Source organism: Streptomyces sp. NPDC002004 (assembly GCF_053593975.1).
In genome coordinates, this window is sequence record NZ_JBSFDP010000067.1 from 1 (window position 1) to 18,709 (window position 18,709).

At 68.1% G+C, this 18,709-nt stretch carries 15 protein-coding genes and 2 pseudogenes; 13 read left to right on the forward strand and 4 right to left on the reverse strand.

The features are described 5' to 3' along the window. Window positions 1-446: 446 nt before the first annotated feature. Together ACWCP6_RS36670 and ACWCP6_RS36675 are read left to right on the forward strand one after the other, a co-directional pair. Window positions 447-1,275 (forward strand): IS5 family transposase gene (locus ACWCP6_RS36670; protein WP_450937001.1). Its coding sequence is split into 2 segments (ribosomal slippage): window positions 447-769 and window positions 768-1,275, totalling 831 coding nucleotides; the frame shifts between segments, so codons are not numbered across the junction. A 182-nt stretch (window positions 1,276-1,457) separates the two neighbouring features. Next, on the forward strand, window positions 1,458-2,594 hold the full coding sequence (locus ACWCP6_RS36675) for a DUF6292 family protein (RefSeq protein WP_450937002.1): 1,137 nt from the start codon (window positions 1,458-1,460) through the stop codon (window positions 2,592-2,594). A 1,605-nt stretch (window positions 2,595-4,199) separates the two neighbouring features. Here ACWCP6_RS36675 and ACWCP6_RS36680 read toward each other — a convergent pair. Next, entirely contained in the window at window positions 4,200-4,535 is a 336-nt protein-coding gene (locus tag ACWCP6_RS36680) for an SH3 domain-containing protein (RefSeq protein WP_450937003.1), read from the reverse strand. A gap of 732 nt (window positions 4,536-5,267) precedes the next feature. On the opposite strand from ACWCP6_RS36680, the gene ACWCP6_RS36685 reads away from it, so the two are divergent. The 3 genes from ACWCP6_RS36685 to ACWCP6_RS36695 all read left to right on the forward strand — a co-directional run bounded on the left by ACWCP6_RS36685 (window position 5,268) and on the right by ACWCP6_RS36695 (window position 7,576). After that, a complete protein-coding gene (locus tag ACWCP6_RS36685; RefSeq protein ID WP_358549116.1) occupies window positions 5,268-5,639 on the forward strand; it encodes a PadR family transcriptional regulator in 372 nt (123 codons plus the stop codon). Beyond that, window positions 5,636-6,199, forward strand: coding sequence for a hypothetical protein (locus tag ACWCP6_RS36690; protein ID WP_450937004.1), 564 nt, complete (start codon window positions 5,636-5,638; stop codon window positions 6,197-6,199). Before ACWCP6_RS36685 ends, ACWCP6_RS36690 begins: the two co-directional genes overlap by 4 nt. Window positions 6,200-6,277: 78 nt before the next feature. Continuing rightward, window positions 6,278-7,576 (forward strand): serine hydrolase domain-containing protein, encoded by a 1,299-nt coding sequence (locus ACWCP6_RS36695; protein ID WP_450937005.1) that lies wholly within the window; start codon window positions 6,278-6,280, stop codon window positions 7,574-7,576. 482 nt (window positions 7,577-8,058) lie between these two features. Here the strand turns inward: ACWCP6_RS36695 and ACWCP6_RS36700 are convergent, their stop codons facing one another. Then, window positions 8,059-8,358, reverse strand: a complete 300-nt coding sequence (locus ACWCP6_RS36700; RefSeq protein WP_450937006.1) for a hypothetical protein — start codon at window positions 8,356-8,358, stop codon at window positions 8,059-8,061. A 101-nt stretch (window positions 8,359-8,459) separates the two neighbouring features. Next, window positions 8,460-8,936, reverse strand: coding sequence for a hypothetical protein (locus tag ACWCP6_RS36705; RefSeq protein ID WP_450937014.1), 477 nt, complete (start codon window positions 8,934-8,936; stop codon window positions 8,460-8,462). Here ACWCP6_RS36705 and tpg point away from each other — a divergent pair. The 8 genes and pseudogenes from tpg to ACWCP6_RS36745 all read left to right on the forward strand — a co-directional run. Then, window positions 8,917-9,228, forward strand: a pseudogene (tpg, locus tag ACWCP6_RS36710) (telomere-protecting terminal protein Tpg); the annotation flags it as partial. The gene ACWCP6_RS36705 and the pseudogene tpg overlap by 20 nt on opposite strands. A 372-nt stretch (window positions 9,229-9,600) precedes the next feature. After that, window positions 9,601-10,203, forward strand: coding sequence for a hypothetical protein (locus ACWCP6_RS36715; protein ID WP_450937007.1), 603 nt, complete (start codon window positions 9,601-9,603; stop codon window positions 10,201-10,203). Window positions 10,204-10,208: 5 nt separating this feature from the next. Beyond that, window positions 10,209-12,593 carry a VWD domain-containing protein gene (locus tag ACWCP6_RS36720; protein ID WP_450937008.1) on the forward strand — a complete coding sequence of 795 codons (2,385 nt, stop codon included), beginning with the start codon at window positions 10,209-10,211 and terminating at the stop codon, window positions 12,591-12,593. 215 nt (window positions 12,594-12,808) lie between these two features. After that, window positions 12,809-12,955 (forward strand): annotated as a pseudogene (locus ACWCP6_RS36725) (pentapeptide repeat-containing protein); the annotation flags it as partial. Window positions 12,956-13,272: 317 nt separating this feature from the next. Beyond that, window positions 13,273-13,776: a hypothetical protein gene (locus ACWCP6_RS36730; protein WP_450937009.1), complete on the forward strand. Its 504-nt coding sequence runs from the start codon at window positions 13,273-13,275 to the stop codon at window positions 13,774-13,776. 68 nt (window positions 13,777-13,844) lie between these two features. Beyond that, complete coding sequence (locus tag ACWCP6_RS36735) at window positions 13,845-14,021, forward strand: hypothetical protein (protein ID WP_450937010.1); 177 nt, start codon at window positions 13,845-13,847, stop codon at window positions 14,019-14,021. Between the two features lie 435 nt (window positions 14,022-14,456). Then, a complete protein-coding gene (locus ACWCP6_RS36740; RefSeq protein ID WP_450937011.1) occupies window positions 14,457-15,239 on the forward strand; it encodes a transposase in 783 nt (260 codons plus the stop codon). A gap of 90 nt (window positions 15,240-15,329) precedes the next feature. After that, on the forward strand, window positions 15,330-15,809 hold the full coding sequence (locus tag ACWCP6_RS36745) for a hypothetical protein (protein ID WP_450937012.1): 480 nt from the start codon (window positions 15,330-15,332) through the stop codon (window positions 15,807-15,809). An 85-nt stretch (window positions 15,810-15,894) separates the two neighbouring features. Here ACWCP6_RS36745 and ACWCP6_RS36750 read toward each other — a convergent pair whose 3' ends face one another. Beyond that, the gene (locus ACWCP6_RS36750) at window positions 15,895-18,435 is read right to left on the reverse strand and encodes a Helicase associated domain protein (RefSeq protein WP_450937013.1); all 2,541 of its coding nucleotides are present in this window, start codon (window positions 18,433-18,435) and stop codon (window positions 15,895-15,897) included. Window positions 18,436-18,709: the final 274 nt, after the last annotated feature.

Here is an 18,709-nt window from a genome sequence, read left to right on the forward strand (position 1 = left end):
TCGCAATCCACACCGAACCCAGAAGGCCCTCACCCGTTCAAGCACCACGAAGGCGCATGTCGCCCGTCACCAACGTCCCCGGACAGCACACCTAGGGCGCTTCTTCCGGATCTTGGTTCGGGCGGACTTCGGGCCCCGCCGCCCGCACATATATTGGTGAGATGGACGAAGCCGAGGCGAGCGGTCAGGTGTGGAGGGACGAGGTCCGAGCGCGTCCGACAGCTGAGCAGGATCGGGATGCCCTTGCCCGGCTTGTCGAGGTGGACGCGGACTCCTTCGAGGTTGAGCTGTACGAGCGCGCGGCAGATCCCCAGGTGCTTTCAATCGAACGCGCCCAGAGGTCGCAGGCTGGGCAGTACGCCAGGCACGTGCGGCGACTTCGAGAGCGTCAGCAGCACCAAGGAAGTTGAGCAGTAGCCTTCAGATCACCTGATCGTTGATCAGGTGTGTCGTTGACTGACGCCCAGTGGGCGAGGATCGAGCCGTTGCTGCCGGACCGGACTCCGAAGCGGGGTGGACGGTGGCGTGATCACCGGCAGGTGATCGATGCGATCGCGTTCAAGTACCGCACCGGCACGCCGTGGACGGACCTTCCCGAGCACTTCGGTTCCTGGAAGGGCGCTCACAACCGGCTGCGGAAGTGGGCTGCCGACGGCACCTGGGAGAAGGTTTTCACTGCCCCGCTCGCCCGGGCCGACGCCGAGGGCGACCTCGACTGGATCGTCGCGGTCGACTCCACCAGCACGCCGCCGGGGCCCGTCAAAAGGGGCCCCGGGCGGCGAGCCGGATCATCATGCCCTCGGACGGTCCCGCGGCGGGCTGACCACCAAGATCCACCTCGCCGCGGACAGTCGCTGCCGCCCGCTCGCCTTCGTCCTCACACCCGGCCAGGCCGGTGACGCACCGACATTCCCCCAGGTTATGGCCCACTTACGGGTGCCCCGACCGGTCGGCCGGCCCAGAACCACACCGAAGATGATCCTGGCGGACAAGGCGTATTCATCCCGCGCGATCCGCACCCATCTCCGTCGGCGCGGGATCCGGGCGGTGATCTCGCAGCCCGCCGACCAGGCCGCCAACCGCAAACGGCTCGGCAGACTGGGAGGCCGTCCGCCGGCCTTTGACCGCGACGCCTACAGGCAGCGCAACACGGTCGAGCGCTGCATCAACAAGCTGAAGCAGTGGCGCGGCCTGGCCACCCGCTACGACAAGACCGCCACCATCTACCTCGCCGGACTCCACCTCGCAGCCATCTTCATCTGGTCGGACAGATGATCCGAAAGAAACGGCCTAGTGGCAACCTCGAGTTGGCTGCTCATCTCGGCCGCGTGACCGATGCCCACCTCGACAACGCTCTTGCCCTGCGCAGCCTCGAGGTCGTCTGATCGGCACGAAGAGGGCCGCGCCGTGCCCTCGAAGTGGTGTGCCACCTGCGCGGGCACGCCCGCCTGCAACATATGAACCGCCCGTGCCTCGCTCTCGCCCGCGACGCCGCCGCCGGCGCCCTGCACGACCGACCAGGAGAGACGATGATCCGCGCCGGACGACGGAAGTACGTCCAGAACAGCGAAGAGTTCGCCGCCGCCATGGGCGTGACGATCGGCACCTTCCGCAACAAGAAGCCCTACGCCGACGAGGCCTTCCCGCCCCTGATCAGCTCCGACGGGGCGCGGGTGAAGCTGTGGGACAGCGAGCAGACCGCTGCCCACCTGGCCGGCCGCCCCGTTCCCGAACTGCCGCAGGAGGACGACGAGCAGGACCTCCTCGACCGTAACGAGGCCGCCGCCGTGCTGGGTGTCAGCCCCAAGACCTGGGACGACTACAAGATGCACCCTCAGATCGCCCCCCACCTGACCAAGGTCAAGGGCGTGGAGCACTGCCCGCGCGGCATCGTGCAGGCCTTCCGCACCGGCAGGGCCGCCGGTACAGACACCGGACCCAAGGGCCGGCCCAAGGGCAGCGGGGACATGGTGCCGAGGGACGAGATCTCCGCCCGGGTCGGCGACCTGCTCGACGAGGACCCGGCGGTGACCCTCGCAACGGTCCAGGAGCGCTTCGGCCTGTCCTACGCCGCGGCCGCGCGTGCCCTTCCCCGCCTGCGCGGGGAGCGGATCGCCGACCTGGTGCAAGCCGAACCGGACTTGACCCCCGAGGAGGCCGCCACCCGTCTCGGCTATCCGACCGCGGTGCGGCGCACAGCCCTTGCCAGCGCCGCTGTCGAGCTGCGCGCCCGGCGGGTACAGCCGTACCTGCAGCGCGTCGCCGACGTCCTGGTCGGCGCAGGCCTGGCCGAGGCGCAGGACGTCCGGGTGCAGCGCCTGGACGGGGAAGTGCTTGCCGCGGCTGTGGCGCTGAGTGGATCCGGCGTGCCCGCCCTCGTGTGGGACGAGCGCTACGGCTGGCGTACCGCGGTCAGCAGGCGTCACCCGATCGGCAAGGAGACTGGCACCCCGCCGGAGGGCGAAGGCATCCGCTACCTCAGCGAGCACCAGCAGCCCGAGCCCGCCGAGCTGCTGGCCGCGCTCACCGACGCCCGGCGCGGCTCCAAGCACCCCAAGACCGTTCACTCGGCCGGAGGCACTCTGCAGGGCTGACCCCGAGGAGCAGCAGAACGTGCGCGAGGCCGGCGTGACCACCTCGGCCAGCGGCCCGGACACCGCCTTGGTGTCCGGGCCGCTTCGTATGGTCGGTGTCGGTCAGTGTCGACCGAGCCGGGAGCGGCATGCACGAACCACGGCCGGGTCCATGCCGCTGTCCCGCGCCCACGACCACCCGAGTTATCTAGGGCTCCACGACGCTTTCAGCAGGTCGGCGGGGCTATCGAAGTTGCAGGCATGTAAGGCACGTTTCCGGAAACGGTTCAGCCGAACCGTTTCCTGGACTCCTGTTCGGGCGACGTACCGCGCCGCAGGCTGGTACCGAAAGGCAGCAAAGCCGAAACGCTTACCACGGGGGCCACTTACTGAAGCAGGGGCTGGGGGGCCACTTCAGCAGTACGGCCGTGATCCCCGCGGCGACGTAAGCCAAGGAGAGGAGGATGCTTACCACACGGATGCATCCTGGAGCCCAAAGCTGGTTGCCGTAGGACTCAGCGATCGTGTGCAGGAATAGCATCCCCAGGGCCATCAGCAGCATGCCGCTACCGATTGCCCCCGGAACACCCGCAAACCAGCCCACGCAGCTGGAAGCCCCGACTGCCCCAGCAGCGGTAAGTAGCGCCGCCACCTCCAGGAAAGCCAAGACCGTCAAGACGAGGGCCTGGAAAAGAAGGTCTACAGTGAACCAAAAGCACTTGGGTGGTTGTGATACTTGACCACCACCCGGCGCTGGTGTGACAGCGGCGCCCTGCCCACCGCCGGCTGATGCGCCGACAGCGATCCGTTGCTGGTGCTCGAATCGCGCCTCCAGCATGAGTGCGACGATCACTACAGGGATCACCTGGGCCAGGAGCCCTGCGAAGGCCTGCTTGTCATTCACCTGATCACGCTTGCAGACGTCGGTGCATGTATCCCAGTACGTAGCAGCGGCGTAGGCGCCAGCCACCCGTTCGGACCAGGGTGGGTCCCGTCGCGGTACTTCTTGGGTATCGCCGATGTGAGGACGTGACGCCGACGGGAGCAGTGTGGGGCGGCGCACCGGCACGGTTCCCCTCTGCCGCGGGCAGTGACGAACGCTCCACTTCGGGTCGGTCGAACCAAGGTGGGGACTTCGTTTCGCCCGAAACGAAGTCAGAGCATCCCCTACGTGCCTTACGACCCCTCAGATATCCGTAAGGCATGTCCCTGAACAGGGCACTTTCCTTACATGCCTGATCGGCGATCGGAACCCGAGATAAACGGGTCGTACGACGCACGCGTCCTGGAGGGCGCGGAGGGCGGACGGCGACCTGCGGGCGGCTGGAGCGCGAGTGACCGCACGCGGCACACCGTCCGGTGCCGGGCCCGCACTACGGGCCCGGCACCGGGCGGCCGCCACGGTCTCCGCCACCCGCCCACCAACCCTCTGGAGCACCGCATGCCCGCGTACGCGTCACCCGCCCCGCTCGCCGAGCTCGCGGCCACCTCGTGACCGGCACCTCCTGCCCCAAGCGGGCCACCGTCCTGTCCTACGCGTCCGACTGGCAGCACGAAGGCCCGGCAGTGTCACCGGAAAGTTGACACTGCCGGGCCCGTGGACCTCGGCGCCCCGCGCGCCGGAGATCAGTCGAGGTACTTGCTGGCCACCCAGCCCGTACGTCCGTCCAGCTGGCCGTTGAGCACGAGGACCCGCATCCAACCGGCCTTCTTCGCCTTGCACTTGACCTCCACGCCGGTGCCCTTCACCAGGAGGCCGAGCGAGGAGTAGTTCGTCCCTGGGCCGGACCGGAGCTTGAGGTTGGTGGTCGGGTAGGTCCACCAGTAGCCGGCCGGGTACTTCTTCCCGCAGGCGGAGGTGCCGACGACGGACGCCTTGACCGGGGCGGCCTGGGCGGTGCCCGCGAGGGCTGGCACCATCAGCGTGGCCGCGGCCAGGGCGGTGAGCAGTGTTTTACGCATGATCCCCCTAGTTCGATGATCACGATTAATCCCGGGCATCGTACCCACCGTCAGCCCCCGTTTCTAAAACGGCTTTTGACGTCGTGTGGACACACCGACGAGGCCACAGAAGCCTCAGACGCCCCTGTCAGCGCACGGCAGCGCGTGCGGCGCGGGAAACCGGGCGCGGGAGCCCTGAACACGCCCCAGCGGCCGCGTCGGGCCCCTTCCCGGCCGTTCTGCGGCCCGAGGAAGCCCCTCCACCTGCACCGATGCGGCGCCCTGCTTCTTCAGTCGCCGCGATGGTGCGGCTGCGGGCCTGCGCGGCCAGTGCCAGGGCCTCTTGCCGTTCGTCAATCCTTCCCATGCCGTCCACCCTGCCCAGGCAGTCGACGGCCCCAACGCCCATGCGTCGAGCGGGAGCCCAGGCCCGCCATCCGGCTCGGCTCCAAGCACCCCAAGACCGTTCACTCGGCCGGAGGCACCCTGCAGGGCTGACCCCGAGGAGCAGCAGAACGTGCGCGAGGCCGGCGTGACCACCTCGGCCAGCGGCCCGGACACGCCTCGGCGTCCCGGCCGCTTCGCATGGTCGGTGTCGGTCAGTGTCGACCGAGCTGGGAGCAGCATGCAGGACCCCCGCCGGGTCCATGCCGCTGTCCCGCGCCCACGACCAACGGGTCGTACGACGCACCCGTCCTAGCGGGGTGCGTGCCACTACTAGACGATGCCAAGTACTGGGTTTAATCTGGCTGTGTGACAACGCCACATGATCCGCAGCTGCTCAAGGGCGTCCTGTCCTTGTTGTTGCTGCGATTGCTCGCGGAGCGCGAGTCCTACGGTTACGAGCTGGTGCAACGCCTGCGCGAGGTCGGCCTGGCCGGAATCGCCGAGGGCACCGTCTACCCCGCGCTGGCCCGGCTGGAGCGCGAGGCGCGGGTCAGCGCCCGGCTGGTCTCCTCCCGGTCCGGCCCCGCGCGCAAGTACTACCGCCCCACCCAGGCCGGTTACGCCGCCCTGACGGAGGGCATCGCCGGATGGCTGTCGCTGGCAGCCGTGGTCAATCCGGTGCTCACTGCCCCCGTGCCAACCCAACCCGCCCCTCCTTCCGAGGAAGTCCAGAAATGACCAACTCCCTCCCATGGACCGACCAGTTGCGCATCGAACGGGTTGTGTGGACGTTCGACCATCACCTCCAGGACCTGCCATGGCGCTCCAGGACGGCCAGGCGCCGCGAACTGCGCGGCAATCTCCACGACGCCGCAGCGGACGTCGGTACCGCCACGGCCCTGCGCCGGCTGGGCAGCGTACGCCGGCTCGCCGCCGAATACCTGGCCGCCGAATACGGCGAGTCGCAGCTGCGACCAGCATGGTCCGCCGGGGCGGTGTTCCTGCTGGCGGCGGTGGTCTTTCTGACCTGGCTCCACGACGCTGGCGCCGCCGGATACCGAGCTGGCGTCCTGGCGGCCGACCCGCACGCGACCGGTACATTCCACTGGTCCGCGGTGGCCTACGTATTCGACGGGATGACCTTCACCTTCGCCGACGGCAAGAGCACCAGCACGTTGGGCGGCGCGTTCACTCCGGTCGACTACCTCGGCTTGGCCGTCGGGACGGTGCTCTTCGGCCGGCTCTGGCGCGCCCTGCCGCAGCAGCGCCGACGCTCTCGCGCCGCCGACCAGGAGTAAGCCGCACTACCCGCCCAGCCGTAGCCGCCGATTACAGCGTCCGCGCCGGTCCTTTTGCACCGCACCCCTGGAGCCGCCATGCCACCGCGCCGCCCCCACCTCCACCGCCGCATCTACCTCCACCTCAAGGGCGCCGACATGTCCCACCTGCGCCGACGCCCCGCTGGCCCCCCAGCGGAACGGCGCCGCGAGCGGCTGCTCCGTTGGGGAGTTCACCGTGGTGCCGCGGTAGCCCTGCTATGCGCCTGCGGCCTGGTGCTCGGCACAATTCCCGCGCTGGGAACGGCCGGACAGCCGGGCACCACCCGAGGGGCCGACGGAACCGACGCCGAGCTGCAAGGCATGCTGGCGGACGTGGTCGCCGCCGGAGCCCCAGGAGCAATCGCCCGGACAACCGACGGGCGTGCCGTGCACCAGGCCGCAGCGGGTGTCGCCGACACCACCACCGCCGCGAAGCTGCGCCCGGATGCCCGCTTCCGGGCTGGCAGCCTCACCAAAACCTTCGTGGCCACGGTGGTACTCCAACTCGTGCAGGCCAAACGTCTCGCCCTCGACGAGCCGGTGGGACGTCGGCTGCCCGGCCTGCTGGCCGACGGCGACCGCATCACGGTGCGCCAGCTCCTCAACCACACCAGCGGACTGTTCGACTACACCGACGACCCGAGCGTGCCGGCGGGCGAGGCGCGCAACCAGGTCTTCACCCCCCGGGAACTCGTCGCCGTCGCCGAATCCCACCCCGCCTCGTTCCCGCCCGGCACCGGCTGGCAGTACTCCAACACCAACTACATCGTTGCCGGGCTGCTCGTCGAAGCCGTCACCCACCACCCGCTGGCCCGGGAACTGCGGGCACGGATCATCAGGCCCCTGGGACTTCGGGCCACCTCATTCCCCGTCCGCACAGGGCGGATATCCGGCTACCACGCCCACGGCTACATCTCGACGGACCTCGTCCCGACGCCGGACGGCACGCCCTACGACGTGACGGGGTTCAATCCGTCCGCCGCCTGGGCGGCGGGTGCACTGGTCTCCAACGCCGCCGATCTCAGCCGGTTCTACCGGGCCCTGATGCACGGCGCACTGCTGAGCCCGCACACGCTGAACGACATGAAGACGACGGTCGCGGAAGACCCGGCCGACCCGAACGGCACCCGGTACGGCCTGGGCATCGAACGCGTCCAGGACCCGTGCGGCGCCGACTGGGGACACGGAGGCGAGATCCTCGGCTACCAGGTCATGGCCTACTGGAACGAACGGACCGGACGGACCGCCGTCCTCGCCAGCACGATGTTCCCCGCCCCCGCGGCCCTGGCGGCGCCATTGGAGAGAGCAGCCGCATACGTCCTGTGCGGGAGCCCGCGGGAGCACACCACCGGCTGACCCTTTTGCCGCGGCCATCCCCTTATCCAAGGCCGCATCAGTCACCTCGTCCAACGCGGCGCGTATCTGGACGACCAGCCGCAGCCGGATCGCCGGAGCCAGCTCATCCAGACCGGAGCAGAACCGCGCCACGTCCGCCTTCAGGAAACCGATCGCCGGGTCGTCACTCACCCGCCCCACCCCTGGCAGCACCGCTCACACCGGCGGTTAGCCGACTGGCGCAGTCCACCTCGGATGCGGGAATTGATCGCCCCAGATGGCGGGCTGGAAATCCGTCGGCCTGTGGTTGTTCTTCTGAGCCCGAGGGCGATCTCCTGCTCATCCCTCAGCCGCCTGGAGGACGGGCGGTGAGCTGGTGCGCGGAGTTCGGATGTGGCTCGGAGACACCGTGCTCGCCTCCGGATCGGATGGCCTTCCGCGTGGGCCATGGTGTGTGGTGGACGTGCCGGCAGCGGGTGCGGCTCGAGGCTCCCGGGTGCGGCTCAGAGAATCGCGTGGAAGGCCCGGCTGAGGCGCTCCGCCTCCTCGAACATTTCCATCCGTTCGACGGTGGGCAGTTTCACCTGGCAGTAGCCCTTCACCACGGCCCGCAGCTCCTCCGGTATGTCAACGGCGTCGCTGAGATAGAACAGCTCGGTCCGCGCGCCTTCGATGTCCGGAGCCGACGGCCACTCCGCCGCCGCGTGGAAGGCGATGCCCTGCTGGAGCTTGCCCAGTAGCAACCAACGGAACTCGGCGCGCGAGGTCCGCTCCTCAATCAGGGCAATGACCTCGTTCAGCACGCCCGAGTACGCGGTCAGGACGGCCAGGCCAGCCTCGTCGGTCTGCTCCAGAAGGGTCCTGATCTCACACAGCGGTGCGGTTTCGGCCTCCTCCAGGCCGATCAGCCGAAGCGCTTCCAGGAACTCCTCGAACCGGCCAGATTCGGTTGACTGGAGCGCGACGGCACTGCCGACGGCGGAGCCGGCCCGGAAGAGGAACAGCAGCCGGTCCTCGGCGGGCCGCGGTTGAGGGACTCGGTGTAGAGGTCCTTGGTTCCGTTGGGCGTCACTGACGTGCTGACCAGGGCCGCGGTGCGCTGGGCGGGGCCGAGTTCCTTGCTGATGGCTTCGAGCTGGTCGGTGTTGGTGAGGGCGACGCGAGCCAGTCCGTTGATCGGGCCCTTTGCGTCGACCGCGCCGGTGGCGTCGAGCCCGTCGGCGGTGATCAGGTCACCCACCATCGGCAGATCGGCCTTGCTCAGCTCCCGGGCGGCGTCGACGGTCTCCTGCTGGCTCAGTCCCAGGCCGGCGACCGCCACCAACCGACCGCTCTTCTTCATCGCGGTGAGCTCGCCGACGGAGCGGTACGTGGCGGGCAAGCTGAAGCGGCCTCGCCAGGACCTCCGTGCGCGCATAGAGCGTGAGGTCAAGCGTCGTTGGCAGCCGCAGATCCGGGCGAAGGCCAAGAAGAAGGCGGCGACCACGGACGGCCTCGTCGTCGCAACCCGCGCCCGGTTCGGGTTCACCGCTGCCCCCGGCACCACCGACGACGCCCGCATCCGCGACATCACCCAGGCCCTGCCGCCGCAGTGGGCGGACCGTCTGTTCACCGCCCGGGGCCAGGGCGCCACCGAGCAGCAGCTCCAGCAGATGCTGGTCCAGTTCCTGCGGTCGAAGAGCCGGGTCACGCCACAGTTCCGGCAGGGGCGCCGGGAAAGCCGGCACGGTCAACCTCACATTCGGTGGCCCAACGGGCATGGCCACGTCGTGCGGCGCTCCTGGAGGCTCATCACCCTCCGGTCATCAGGCCCGCCCGACGGGTCAGGGTCCGTCACCGATGATGCGGCAATGACGGCGTCAAACGGACGCGCATGACGGTCGGTCGCAATCCCCTTCCCCGGGCGTCGGGGCGCCGGACGGCACCTCCCCGAAACGGCTGTCCCGCGGGGACGCCCCTGTGCTTGCCACGCACAGCGGTCGACACGTCGGGTGCACCTGTTTGACGTACCGACGCTGCCTGATCACGCTGCATAGGATGACGAAATGCGCTTCCAGGCCGTAGGTGTTCTTCTGACCGGGCTGCTGCTGACTGCTGGGTGCACCTTCCTATCGGAACCAGAATCGCGTGCCGACGAGCATTCCGTTCAGAGCGATGTCCGTATGACAGTCACATCTTCCAAGGCGAAATACACCCAGCAGGAACAGATCGCTCTCTCCATCGGCCTCACCAATACAGGAAGAACGGACTGCACAGTCAGCCGAGTCTCGGAAGGCACCGTCACGATTGTGTCGTTCCTCCGTGACGGCGTGCCTGTGGCGCCCGCGCTGACGAGCGGCAGCTACATCAACGGATTCTCCGACTTCCTGTCCGCCAACCTCATTCCGTTGCGTCCTGGCGCCTCGTTGTCTGTGCCGTGGACGAGCGAGGGGGGTACTTCGGTGGAGGACCGTCGGGTGCTGAGGACCTCGAGCCTGGACAACTTCGATGAGGCTGCGCTCGCGTTCTGGGCGGTCGACGTACCCGGGAAGTACGAACTGTCGGCCCGGTACGTCCATCCCCTGCTGCCCGCTGCGGCGCCAGCTGGTAGTCCCTGCCTCGCCTCGGGTGAAGCGGCCTCGGTCGCGTTCACCGTGACGGGAGGATGACTTTGGTGACGGTGTGGCACCGGCTTCGGCGGCGGGCGGCAGCCTCGGTCGCCGCCGCACTGGCTTTCACGCTGGCGGTCGCGGTCGCGATGCCTGCAGCAGCGGTGATCGATGTCGGAGACGGCCTGCACGGCGTCTACGACGGTTGCATCGCCAAGTTCACCGCCGCGGGCAAGCGTGATCTCCTCGATCAACTCGATCGATCGCCGCACAAGTTCAAGTTCGAGAAGTCGCCCGGCACCGTCTCGAACCCCGACTGGTGGAATTCCGAAGGCGCCGCCAACGGGCAAGGGACCGGCGGAACGACCAAGTGGAACCCTACCGACACCACACCACTCCCTGGTGAAGATCCCGACGTGCGCCGCGATACCTGCGCCACGCTCTACCACGAAATGAGCCACCTCGCGGATTACGACAAAGGCGCCAACCGGCGCGACACCTGCCGCTACATGAGTGCCGGAAACGAAGTCGACACCGGCATCACTGTCGCCGAAGTCAAAGCAACCCGTAAGGAAAACGAGTACCGGGCCACTCAGGGACTCCTTCCACGCACCAAATACGGTGCGGGTACCACCCTCCCGCCCGAAGGCACCGACTGCCTGCCCAAGCCAGCCCCTCCGCCCTCCCAGGGTGGATGCGGCGCAGGATGCGCGATCGGCACGGGCGACCCGCATCTGACAACGTTCGACGGCCTCTTCTACGACTTCCAATCGGTGGGAGAGTTCACGCTCACCCGCTCGTCCCCCCGCGAGCCGGACATCCACCACCTGGACATTCAGGGCAGACTGAGCCCGCTACCGGGCTTGAGTACGGTGTCACTCTTTTCGGCGGTGGCCGCCGACGTGGGAGGCGACCGGGTCGGGGTGTACCTGGAGAGTTCCGGCGCGGTACTCCGCGTGGACGGCAAGGTCGTCGTGGCGTCGGGCGACGTACGCACACTGCCGCACGGTGGAGAGATCGAGCAGCGCGGTCCCGGCACCGTCGAGATTCGTTGGCCGGACCGGTCGGTACTGCTGGTGGAGGCGGTGGGGACATCGTCGCTCACCGTCTCGATCTACCTCGCGGATGCCCGCAAGGGAGCAGTGGAGGGGCTGTTCGGCAATGACGACGGTCGGCCCGACAACGACGTGGCTGCGCGTGGCGGCCGCGCGCTCGGTGCGACACCGGCGCCCGAGGTCCTGCATTCCACATACGCGGACAGTTGGCGGGTTACGCAAAGTCAGTCACTGTTCGATTACAAGCCTGGCCAGACCACCGACACGTTCACCGACCGCACGTTCCCGCATGAGACCGTCGTGGCGGCAGATCTCCCCAATCGGGCCGCCGCCGAGGCCACCTGCCGCAACGCCGACGTCACCGCTGCGCGATCTCTGGAAGCGTGCATTCTCGACGTCGGACTCACCGGCGAGATCGCGTTCGCCGCCGCGGCGGCCGCCACGCAGAAGCAACTCGCCGCAGGCACTGCGACCAAACTTTCCGTTCAGCAGCCCCACGGTAAGGCCGGACTGGCCTTCGACGGAATCTCAGGCCAGAGGGTCTTCGTGGACGTGCTGGCGTCGGACCTGCCCGACCAATGTGACGCTCTCCATCTGATGAATCCGTCGGGAACACAGGTGGCCAGTGGCTGCATCGTGGACGGCAAGGGCTTCGTCGATGCGACCGGCCTGACCGCGACCGGCCGGTACCGGTTGGTTCTGGCACCCGCCGAAGGTGCCACCGGCAAGGCAGTCGTGCGAGTGATCACGACTGTCGATCAAGTGGGCGCGATCTCCAAAGGCGGTCCGCCCGTGAGCGCGGGCGTCGGCAGAGCCGGCGGGGAGAGTCGCTTCTCGTTCACTGGTACCGCCGGGCAGAAAGTCTTCGTGGACGTGCCCGAATCCACCCTGCCCGACACGTGCAACGTATTCAGACTGCTCGAACCCGCAAACGACGTCATCGCTCATGGCTGTGTATCCCACGGCAACGGCTGGATCGACGCCGTCACCCTGCCGAAGTCGGGCCTGTACACGATTCTCGTCGACCCTGCCGACCGCACCACCGGCGTCTCACAACTGCGCCTGATCGACGCTGCCGACCAAGTCGGAACCACCACCATCGACGGCCCCAAACTCGTCGCGAGCATCACTCAGGCCGGTGCCGCAAGCCGCTTCCGCTTTTCGGGCACCGCCGGACAGAGAGTCTTCGTCGACGTACCCGTGTCGACGTTGCCCGACCAGTGCGACGTCCTCAAACTGCTTGGCCCCGGTGATGAGGTCCTCGCCAGCGGGTGCGTGACCAACGGAAAGGGCGGTATCGACGGCACCGTTCTGCCTACCACCAGTGACTACACGCTCCTCGTCGACCCCGCCGACCGCACCACTGGAACGGCACACCTGCGCCTGCACACCTGAAGTATGAGCCAGCCGGTCACCCGTGCCGGGCAGCCAAACCCAACGGGCAAGGTGGGGTGTTCAGGCCCAATGCCCCTTGGGTGCGCCGCGAGAGTGCTTCAGGAATCTGCGAACCCGTCGGGTTCCGGTGGTGGGCGACTCCATGACGGCGAGCGCTCCAACCTCGCCGTAAGGGGGGCGCCTCGTTCGAGTGGGCGACCTTCGAGCACGATGCTGTGTTCGGATCGGCGAGCTTCGCCCGGGGCGTCGAGTTCGTCTCGGCGACCTTCCAGGGCAACACCCGGTTCGTGTCCACGGCCTTCGGAGGGGGCGCCGACTTCAGATACGCGACTTTCGAAGACTACGCACGGTTCGGATCGGCGACCTTCCAGGGGGCGCCGACTTCGGGTCGGCGACCTTCAAGCGCGACGCCCGGTTCGAGCAGGCGGTTTTCGAGCGGTCGGTCAGCCTCGGACCGTTGGTCTGCGCCGGGCGGCTGGTGCTGTCAGGGGCGGTGTTCAGCGGCCCGGCGACGCTCTCATTCGCCGCACGCCACCTTAGGTGCCGGCGGACCCGCTGGTCGTCAACGGCCGAGGTGCGTCTGCGCTACGCCACGGTGGACTTCGCTCACGCGGTCTTCGAATACCCCCTCACGATTGCCGCGGAGGCCGGCCCCTTCGTTCTCTCCGACGGACGGCCGGTGGCAGAACAGGCTTTCGCCAACGCGTCCGACGCTGCGGTGCGCATGGCTTCGCTGCGTGGGGTGGACGCGGCCCATCTGGTCCGCGCCGACGTCGACTTGTCGGGATGCCTGTTCACCGGGGCCGTACATCTGGACCAGCTCCGGCTGGAGGGCGCCTGCTCCTTTGATGAGGTCCCGCCTCGCACGCACTGGCGGCGCTGGCGACTCGTGCGGTTCACCCAGCGCCGCACGCTCGCCGAAGAGCACCACTGGCGCGCGAGCCAACCGACAGCAGTCCGGGGCTGGAACGTGGCGGTGCTCGGCGCAGGACACGTCGGGCCGGCGCAGCTGGCACCGGTGTACCGGGCGCTGCGCAAGGCGTTCGAGGACAGCAAGAACGAGCCAGGGGCGGCGGACTTCTACTACGGCGAGATGGAGATGCGCCGCCACGACCGCACAGGCACCACCCGCGCCGCGGCTCCGCCGCCGGCCCGGCGAGCGCGGCCGAACGCGGCCTGCTGAACGGCTACTGGCTGCTGTCCGGCTACGGCCTGCGCGCCTCCCGGGCCCTGGGCTGGCTCGCTGCCGCCATGCTCGTCACCATCGTGCTGCTGATGGGCGTCGGGCTCCCTAAAGACTCCCCGAAGCAGGAAGCGACCGGCACCGTACCGCCCGGCGGAGGCAAGGTCACCTTCGAAATCGACAAGGCAGACCCCCAGAACCCCGCCGGGGACAGTTCACAGGCAAGCGCTTCGAGAAGGCCCTGAACGTCACGCTCAACTCAGTGGTGTTCCGATCCTCCGGACAGGACTTGACCACGGCCGGCACCTACATCGAGATGGCGTCCCGCGTGACCGAGTCCGTCCTTCTGGGCCTGGCAGTCCTGGCCGTCCGTAACCGTGTTAAACGCTGACCCAGCGCTCCCACTGCCAGGGACCAGCAGAGCACCGCAACCACCGGGCACTGAAGCAAGCGGTGCGTCCGGACCGCCATGAGCCGCCGCACGGAAGACGTCCGTACCCAACCGCTTTTGTCTCTGTCGTTGCGGTGGTCGTGTCGGGGTTAACGCATAACGCGGAGGCGGCGGGAGCCGTAGGCGCGATCACAGCCGGGGCGCGGGGATGCAGGTGCGCGCGCGTAACGTCACGCATGCGGCCACTCCTCCGAGGACATGCTCCTGCGTATGAAACGGAGCCGGGCGCGTGTATTGGTGCTTGCGCTACTGGCCGCGGCTGAGCGAGCGATTCGCCAACCGCGTCCGAGCCTGGCACGCCACGGTCCACGCGCTGCTGGAAGCTGGCCACAGCCGCCGTTCCATCGGGCGTCAGCTCCAGATGACCCACCGCACCGTCAAGAGTCTCGCCGACGCTGCGAAGCCGGAGGACCTCTTTCGCGGCCAGTGGCAGCACAACAGGACCTCCGTCCTCGATGAGTACAAGCCCTACCTGGACGAACGCTGGGACGAGGGCTGCACCAACGCCTGGAATCTCTGGGAGGAGATCGTTCCCTTGGGCTATCGAGGCAGCTATAGCCGGGTCAGCGCCTACCTGCGAGGGAAGCGCACCTCGCCACGGCCGGTCACCGCGCAACCGCCGGCACCGCGCGTGGTGACGAGATGGATCCTCAGCCGACCCGAGACGCTTACCGAGATCGAACAGCTCCGGCTCAAGGCCGTCCTTGCCAACTGCCCTGAACTCGACGCTCTGACCGGTCACGTCCGGTCCTTCGCCCAGATGCTCACCGAGCGGCAGGGGGAACGGCTCCCGCAGTGGCTCGACGCCGTCCGCCAGGACGACCTTCTCAGTCTCCACACTCTCGCAGCCGGCATCGATCGAGACCGCGACGCCGTCATCGCCGGCCTGACCCTGCCCTGGAACTCCGGCGTCGTCGAAGGGCACGTCAACAGGATCAAGATGCTCAAGCGCCAGATGTTCGGCCGAGCCGGTTTCAGCCCGCTACGCAAGCGCGTATTGCTGGCCACCTGACACCGGCTCTCGGTGATAGGACTTCCCTCTACGGAAAGATGTTGAGAGGGCGACAGTGTGGACGCAGTAGTAGCGATCAGCCTGATCCGCATGGCCGCTGACAACTTGGCCATGGAACCCTGGCAGCGCCCCTCGGACGCTTACCTGGTCCAGTTGGGCCTGGACGTCCTGATGGCCGACATCGAGGCTCCCTCGCTTCCCCTGCTGGCTGGCCTCGCGCGTGGTGAGTATCCCCAGGCCCGCGAGCTGTTCGACCTTGTGCTGGAAGAGTTGGGTCTGCTGCCGCTGGCCTCGGAAGATCTTGCCAAGGCGCGATGGACCGCGGCCCAGTGGTGGGCTGGCCAGATCGTGGCCTGCCAACTCGATCCGGTGCACGGAGCGAAGCTGATCTATGAGGAAGCTGCAGCCGAACTCGACTACCCCGACGCGCTGCAACCCATCGCTGATCTGGCGAGAGGGCTCGACCTGCCGAACGATCAACCTCCGGACCAGCAGCACATTCGCGACCGGGTCACCTCCGCGGCGCGAGACTTTCTCGCCACAGAGCGCACCCAGAACCACTGCCTTTGAGCTACGTCGCATGACTCACCGTGACCGGTTCACGGAATGCGAGCCAGAACCGGTTCTCGTGAACAAAGCCACGATGACGACGACCTCACGACCACTGCATGCCGATGTTGGACAGCTGCTCTACCCGTTCCGGCGTCAGCGACGCGGCCCGGGACCGCTGGTTCCCGATCCATGCACCTAGTCGGAGCTCTCGCTCCTCTTGGTCCTCATTGTCCCCGCCGCCGTCGCCACTGGCGATGACGATCGTTTCGATGTGTTTGCGGGGTACGCGTAGGTGGCCTTCGCGTTGGTAGTACTGGCGGGCGGCGGCGTAGTTGAGCGCCCATTTGTCGGCCTGTGTGCGGCGTGGTTTGGGTTTCTCGTGCTCGCTGGCGGGTTCGATGGCGAGGATGTGTTCGCACATCCATTGCTGGGCGGTGGTGAGGTTGTCCCAGGCGAGCCGGACCGATCGCACCCACCGTCCGAGGTCCTCGCGCTGGTGTACGACGACACCAGGCGACGTGGGCAGGTCGCCGCCGGCCTCCAGGTGGAGTCGGACGAGGTGGAAGGCGCGCTGCCACTCCACGGACCAGGCGGGGCACCAGGCGGGGTCGATGTCCTCCAGTTGCTCGCGTCGCTCCTGTGACAGCGCGCCGGCCGTCGACTCCACGGGCAGGCTCTCGGCACGCCGTTGTTCGATCTCGGCTGCCTTGCGGGCGGCGGCCCTGGCGTTCTTGAGCCAGATGCCCACCCGGTATCCCTGGTGGGTGGCGTCGAGTGGGGCCAGGAGGTGCCCGTTTTCCTTGGCCCACCCGCGCGCGGCGGCGAGGCCTTCCTCCCAGGCGACGTCGAAGTGCGACCAGACCATGCCGAGCTTCTCCAGCTGCTCGATGCGGTCGGTGTCCATGTCCCCGCGGGCGTGGAAGCGCCTTGCGTCGGCGATCCACTGCCCCAGCGGGAAGTTGGCGAGCGAAGCGGGCCACCTCTGGGCTTGCGCCCCCTGGTCGTCCTTGGCGGGTACGCGGTAGGTGAAGGGCACCTTGAGGTCGCCGTGCAGATGGGCGTAGATGGCGGCGGCTTCGATGCCGCGTCGCCAGTGTTGGTGTTCGGGGTTGAGGACGCGCAGGTTGATGAATGCGGCGAGCTGTGCGGGGTCGCGGGGGGTGGAGAATTTCAGCAGTGCTCGTGCCGGTGCCGACAGTCGGTCGCTTCGGTCGCTCTGGGCTTCCTCGCTCTCCTGGCCTCCGCTGCGGGTCTGTACGCCTCTGACACGGCTCTGTGCCTGCTGCTGCGCCAATGCCTCCACGACGCGGGTGTCGTGTGCCCTGAGTGCTTCCAGGAGCTTCGCCAGCCCGCCGAACGCCCGGGAGGTGAGCATGTTGTCGGCCGTCTCGCCCGGCCCGAGCAGGACGGGCACCACCAGGGAGGCGGTCTTGCCCTCGCCGGGGTGGATGCGCAGTGCGCGGCCGACGGCTTGGACGAGGTCGGGCATGGAGCCGCGGACGTCGGCGAAGTAGACGGAGTCGCAGTTCTTGGTGTCGACGCCCTCGCCCAGCACCTTCACCGAGCCCAGGAAGCCCTTCTCCACGACCGTGCCGTCTGTGGCGATGCTGTTGGCGAACTCCCCGAGGACCCGTCGCCGGTGACCCGGCTTGTGCTCGCCGCACAGCCAGTTGGCCCAGATCGTCTTGGGGTACAGCTCGGGGTCGGCGGCGTGGAGCTGTGTGGCGACGTCGGGGAGGCCGGCCGCGAAGGCTTCGGCTTCTTTCACGACGTGGTGGAAGACGAGGGTGCGCTGGAAGTTCTCCTCCGAGGATGCCTTCATCAGTGCGCTCTGCAGTGCGGCGAGACGGGCCCCCCGTACCTGCTCGGACCGTGCTTCGGCGCCGAGGAGCTGGGCGGCTTGGAGCTGGGTGTCGGTGATGTCCAGGCACACGACCTGGTAGGGGGCGCAGATGCCTCGGTCGATCGCTTCGGACAGGGTGAGGGTGTAGCAGCGGGCCCCGAACGGGCCGTCCGGGTCGTCCTCCATCGAGGCGACCAGCTCACCCGGCGCGCCCTGCTCCTGGTCTTCGTCGAGCTGCCACAGCCGGGGGGTGGCGGTCATGTACAGGCGGCGCAGAGAGGGGATGCGGGTGTTGTCGTGGACGACTGCCCACGGCTTGCCGATCCGGCCCGAGGTCCGGTGCGCCTCGTCCACGACGATCAGGTCCCAGCCTGGAAGGCCGGCGGCGTGGGCGCGCTCCAGCGTGCCGAGCCCGAGCGAGGCGTAGGTGGCGAAGACGGTGACCTTGTTGAAGGGGCGCACCCAGTCGACCAGCTCGTCCACGTCCGTGGTGTTCGGGAAGGTCACTTCCTGCCCGCGCAGGGAGGAGACCCCGATCATCGGGCCTGCGCGGCCTCCCTCGCGCCACATGGCTTCGGTCTGGGCGAGCAGGTCCAGCGAGGGCACCAAGACCAGCACACGCCCCGCATGGAGTTCCTCCGCACTACGGGTGGCTACGAGACTCTTCCCGGATCCGGTCGCCATGATCACCTGAGTCCGGAGCCCGCCCTCAGGCACGGTCGACCGTGCAGGCAATTCGAGGGCGCGTACCACCAAGTCCACGGCTTCGCGCTGGTGGGGACGGAGTTCCTTCGCTGCCATTCCGATCTACCCTCTCCTGTCAGGACCGGGGATAGGCCACCCCTGGTGGAAGCCGGAAAACCTGCACGCAGGCGCGCCCGATGCGTGTCACAAGCGAGGTCGCCGTGACCCACATGGCCGCGTCTGCCCGTCCGGGATCATGAAAGATCCCCATATGGTCCTCCACTCTCCTTGCGCTTGCGCCGCTACATGGTTCCAGAATCTATCCAACCACAACTTTGAAGCAAGAGCGGCAAAATCTCCGAGCGTGGAGCATGGCCTGGACCCACAGTCC